Source organism: Brevundimonas sp. CURTG3B2_SDJG (genome assembly GCF_057364705.1).
This window is the reverse complement of the sequence record NZ_JBNFOJ010000222.1, coordinates 1-4,622: the sequence shown is the minus strand read 5'-3', so window position 1 is coordinate 4,622 and position 4,622 is coordinate 1. Positions and strand designations below refer to the sequence as shown.

6 protein-coding genes are annotated in these 4,622 nt (G+C 65.3%); 1 reads left to right on the top strand and 5 read right to left on the bottom strand.

The window, feature by feature from the left end:
- Positions 1–209: RNA polymerase sigma factor (locus AC2W7C_RS13650; protein WP_486001924.1), on the bottom strand; the 209-nt coding region annotated here is incomplete at its 3' end.
- 111 nt (positions 210–320) lie between these two features.
- Here AC2W7C_RS13650 and AC2W7C_RS13645 point away from each other — a divergent pair.
- Positions 321–617 carry a hypothetical protein gene (locus AC2W7C_RS13645; RefSeq protein ID WP_486001923.1) on the top strand — a complete coding sequence of 99 codons (297 nt, stop codon included), beginning with the start codon at positions 321–323 and terminating at the stop codon, positions 615–617.
- Between the two features lie 633 nt (positions 618–1,250).
- On the opposite strand, the gene AC2W7C_RS13640 is transcribed toward AC2W7C_RS13645, so the two are convergent.
- The 4 genes from AC2W7C_RS13640 to AC2W7C_RS13625 all read right to left on the bottom strand — a co-directional run.
- Complete coding sequence (locus tag AC2W7C_RS13640) at positions 1,251–1,715, bottom strand: low molecular weight protein-tyrosine-phosphatase (protein WP_486001922.1); 465 nt, start codon at positions 1,713–1,715, stop codon at positions 1,251–1,253.
- An 84-nt stretch (positions 1,716–1,799) separates the two neighbouring features.
- Positions 1,800–2,564, bottom strand: coding sequence for a hypothetical protein (locus AC2W7C_RS13635; RefSeq protein ID WP_486001921.1), 765 nt, complete (start codon positions 2,562–2,564; stop codon positions 1,800–1,802).
- Positions 2,565–2,759: 195 nt separating this feature from the next.
- Positions 2,760–3,770 carry a DUF4238 domain-containing protein gene (locus AC2W7C_RS13630; protein ID WP_486001925.1) on the bottom strand — a complete coding sequence of 337 codons (1,011 nt, stop codon included), beginning with the start codon at positions 3,768–3,770 and terminating at the stop codon, positions 2,760–2,762.
- Positions 3,771–3,857: 87 nt separating this feature from the next.
- A partial coding sequence (locus AC2W7C_RS13625) for a DNA mismatch repair MutL family protein (RefSeq protein ID WP_486001920.1) occupies positions 3,858–4,622 on the bottom strand: 765 nt, incomplete at its 5' end.

Genomic DNA, 4,622 nt, shown 5'->3' with positions numbered 1-4,622 from the left:
GTGACGGCCCGGTTGTGGGCGACGCGGGCCAGGAAGGCGCGCACCGGCGCCTCGCCGCGGAAGCCCGGCAGGGCGCGCCAGACCGCCAGCAGGATGTCCTGCTCCAGCTCGCGCCGCACCTCGGGGTCGGCCTCGTAGCTAGCGGCGATGCGGCGCAGCATGGGGCCGTGCTCGGCCGCCAGCGCCTCGAACCCCGCATCCCTGCTCAAGCCGCCCGCCCTCATCCGCATCGACGCGAAAAAGCGCGCCCGGGATGAAAGACTCGCGAAACCGGCGGGACTTTCAGGACCGAAGCGAGATTTTCAGAGGAGTTTCCGCCCATGACCGCCGATCCGATGACCGAAGGCCCCGTCGCCGCCCCGCCGACCGGCGCGGTGCGCAAGGGCCGCAAATTCCTATGGACCCTGGCCGGGTTGATCGGCGTCTGCGCCATCTGCGGCTGGATCGCCCTGGGCGTGGGCCTGTACCTGGACGTCGAGCGGAACACCCGCCTGATCCTGGCGGTCGTGGCCGCCGTGGCGACCGAGGCCCTGTTCTGGACCACGGCCGCCGCCCTGGGCGTGTCCGTCTTCGAGGCCAGGAAGCGCATCTGGCGCAAGATCACCGGGCGGGGCTGAGGCGGAGGGGGCCGCGTTCGTCCTGTCATCGGGCCTCGCCTCCTCCGGAGCATCCCGCGCCGTCGAGGGCGAATGTGCACTCGAAAAAACCGAGTGCACATCGTGCACATTTTCCGGCGAGGCGGGCCGGCCGGCCGGCGTCGTCCTCCTCGTCGTCCTCGGCCGCGTCGGCGGCCCGCACGGCGTTGATCAGATCGGGGCTCATCCCGGCGAAGAACTTGGCGTCGAAGGCGTCGCGCTCGTCGCGGAGCTCGCGCCACAGCCGGCGCCAGCGCGCGGCCTCCGACGGACCGGCCGCCCTCCAGGGCCTGGACGAAGCGCAGGCGGGCGATGCGGACCTGCTCGTCGGCGTAGACGTCCTCGTAGATGGAGAGGTCCAGCACGGAGGGGGCCGGCGATGGTCTGGTCGGCGCGGCGCCAGCCGTGCGGCGGGCGCGGCGGCGGAAGGCCGACAGGCCCAGGTCGTGGCGGCGGCAGACGGACTCGGCGTCCAGGCCGGACAGATAGTCGTCGCGCGCCTGGGCCCAGGTCTCGGCGGATCGGATGCGATAGGGATCGGTCATGACGCGCAACCTAGGCGGGAGATGCGTCAGAATCGGTCGTAGGGAGATCGGCCCTGTTCAGAAAGAGGGCTCAGTCCCCTCGTCGCAACCGCCCCGCCAGCCCGCGCGCGGCCGCCGTCACCTCGGCCCAGGTGGCGTCGAAGCCCGCCGCGTCCCCGAACCAGGGATCGGCCACCGCCTGGCCCGCGCGGCCGGGAACGTGGTCCAGCAGCAGGCTGAGTTCGGCGGTGGCGTCGGCGGGCGCCAGCTTGCGCAGGTTTCTCAGGTTGTCGTGGTCCAGCGCGACGATGTGGTCGAAGCGCCGGAAGTCGGCGGGGCGGACCTGACGGGCGCGCAGGGCCGAGATGTCGACGCCGTTCCGGGCCGCGACGGCGATGGCCCGCTCATCCGGCGGCTCGCCCGCGTGCCAGTTCCCCGTGCCGGCGGAGTCGATGGTCAGGTCGAGGTTCAGGCGCCGCGCCTCGGCGCGGAGGGCGCCTTCGGCCAGGGGCGAGCGGCAGATGTTTCCGAGGCAGACGAAGAGGATGGAGGGCATGGAGTGTTAGAGAGCAGCCGGGATATTGGACAGCCGGTTCTGAATATTGACGCGTCAGACGGGCTCTTGTCGCCAGATTGCACGTCAACTGGCACTGTTCCCGCTGTCGCAATAGTAGAATTCTGCGTTCGCCGGGGGCGGCCAAGCGCCTTGATACCGCATAAGGAAGCGGGTCTCCCGTTTGCGCTTAAACCCGTCTTGGTAAGTGATCCATCCTCTAACGTAGACGCCGTACTCGCCGCGCCGAATGCGCTCGGCCTCTTCCGGTGTAATCGGTCGATGGAAAAGCAGCTTCTTCGTCAAGATGCCGCTTGGGGCAACAAGTCCTGCAGAAATATTCTGAAGTGTGGCCGGAGGAGGCACTCCGTTCTCTGCTCCGACGGGAAGCACATCAAAAGCCGCCCAGTGAAGCACGTGGGTTGCTGGGGTCGACCCAAAGTTTTTGAGATGCACGATTAAAAGAGGCTGATCCGGCGGGACAGGTCTTCGCTTCTTGTAGTCCTGATCGTGGGATGGATGCAGGAGTCCTACATGGTCCAGCAGGATGTACGCTCGCTGTTGTCTCCTAGCCGTGTTGACTGAGTGAATCAGAGCAAGAGCGGAAAGACCTAGCGCTAAGATCGCGGCAATAGCGCCGATGTATACGAAAGGAGTCTGCGCCGCTGCCTGCGCGGCCTGAACTTCGGCACCTCTCGCGGATCGCTCTTGGATCCCGCGCTCATCCGCGAGTGTGCCTTGCGGACCAGAGGTGGTTTGACCGGCGTAGGCCAGGCCTGCAGCGCCGATCATTAGGGCGCCAATCAGAATGACGGTCGTCACCTTGGCAGTGCGTCGCATTTCGTCGATCAAGAGGGGTTCCCTGCTCACCTGTTGCGAATGTTGTCGCGCAATCCTCAGTTTAATGTATCGTTGATCGCCGTAAACTGAGGCGCGAATGGTGGTGTTTCGGATGCTCGCCTAGCACCGCCTCAAGTGGACGCCCTTGGTTGGTCAATGAAGTCGACAGCGGAGTTGGGCGGACCGGGTCGGAACTCAACGGGATAGCTAAAATGACAACCGCATGCCGTGGCGGTAGGAATCCTTGTGGGCGAGCATCTCGTTCACAAGGTCGAAGGATTGATTGCGCGCGATGACATAACGTTCGGCGCTGCGGACCTGGAGATGGTTGAGAAAGCGCAGGTTCTCTGCATCCGACTTGAGAGGAGTTCGTGTTTCCAAGGCAGCGATCATCGCCTTCGTGAACGGCAATTTCTCCCGAAGAAGAGCTAAGGCGCCTCGCTCTACCTTCGTGAGCGGCGCAAGACCGACCGCTTCGAGAAGCGACAGCGAGCCCAGCATGGTGCGGTGCTTCTCCTCCGCCTCCAACAGCTCGGCCGTGTGCGACGGACACCACAGCGCTAACAGCAAGTCGGGGGCGAGCGGGAAGTAGATCTGTATGCCGGGCACCGCCAGTCCGATGTTGCCGTATGGCCCCATATCGCGATCATTGTGCAAGGCGAGCGGGGTGTCGCCAAGGTAAAACTCTCCGTACTCTGGTTCGAACAGAAGCCATGTCTTTTTCAGCAACAACTCAGCCATTTGAAGGGCCGAGGTCCTCATTAGCTCGAAGACCATTTGTTTGCGCTCATCGGCCGTTGGTGGATCAGGGACTTTTCGGTCCTTAGCTATGGCCTCGCTGACCACCTGCATCTGATCGATCATCTGATCGATGCGAGCGCGGGTGTCCGGCCCCCTGATGAACTGTACCGCTAAAAAGACGCTGAGAGTGACCTGTTCCTCGTCATCTAAGTTGGCCCACGTTCGCTCCGCAATAAGTTTGCGAAGCACTGGGGCTGATCTGTCCTCTAGTCTGGAGAGTGGGCCTTCGACATCTTGAACGAGCTCGTCGTGCCAGATGGTGTTGAAGTAGCGTTCCGCCAATATGTTTTCGAGACGCACCGTGAATGAACGGCCAGAGTGCTTATCAAAAACGTGGACTTGTTCGGCCTTGCCCCTGCCACGCACGGCAAATGGGCGCAACAGCATGCGTGGAACGTAGTGTTGGTTCTTCGGAATCCTCTGCTTAGACAGCCTGATCTCCCCTTAAGTGGATGACGCGCACTGGTTTCGGCCCCCGGTTACCCTTTGCGTCATCCGGTGTGCTCACCGCCGCCCGAACAGCTTCTCCAGATCCGCCAGCTTCAGCTCCACGTACGTCGGCCGGCCGTGGTTGCACTGGCCGGAGTGCGGCGTCGCCTCCATCTGCCTGAGCAGGGCGTTCATCTCCGGCGCTGACAGAACCCGACCCGCCCGCACGCTCCCGTGGCAGGCCATCGTCCCGCAGACCTCGGCCATGCGCTCCTTGAGGGACAACGCCGCGCCGTGTTCGGCTAGGTCGTCGGCGATGTCGCGGATCAGGCCCTGGACGTCCGTATCGCCCAGCAGGGCGGGGGTCTCGCGGACCAGGACGGCGCCGGCGCCGAAGGGCTCGACGATCAGGCCCAGCTCGGCCAGTTCGTCGGCGCGGGCGGTGACGCGCTCGGCCTCGGCGGGGTCGAGCTCGACGACCTCGGGGGCCAGGAGGGCCTGGCGGGTCACGGACCCTTCCGCCATCTGGGTCTTCATGCGCTCGTAGACCAGGCGCTCGTGGGCGGCGTGCTGGTCGACGACGACCAGGCCGTCGCGGGTCTGGGCGACGATATAGGTGCCGTGCAGCTGGGCCCGGGCGGCGCCCAGCGGGTAGTCGAGCGGATCGACGACCTGTGCGCCATTCTGGGTCAATGATTGATCGGCGAACGCCGGTTGGGCTTCGACGCGGGCGGAGCGCTCGTTGAGGCCCGGCAGGACCTGGGCGGTCGCGGTCGCCGGGGCGGCCCAGGCCTGCCAGCCGCTCCACCCTTGCGCGGAGGGGGGATGAGGGGCTCCAGG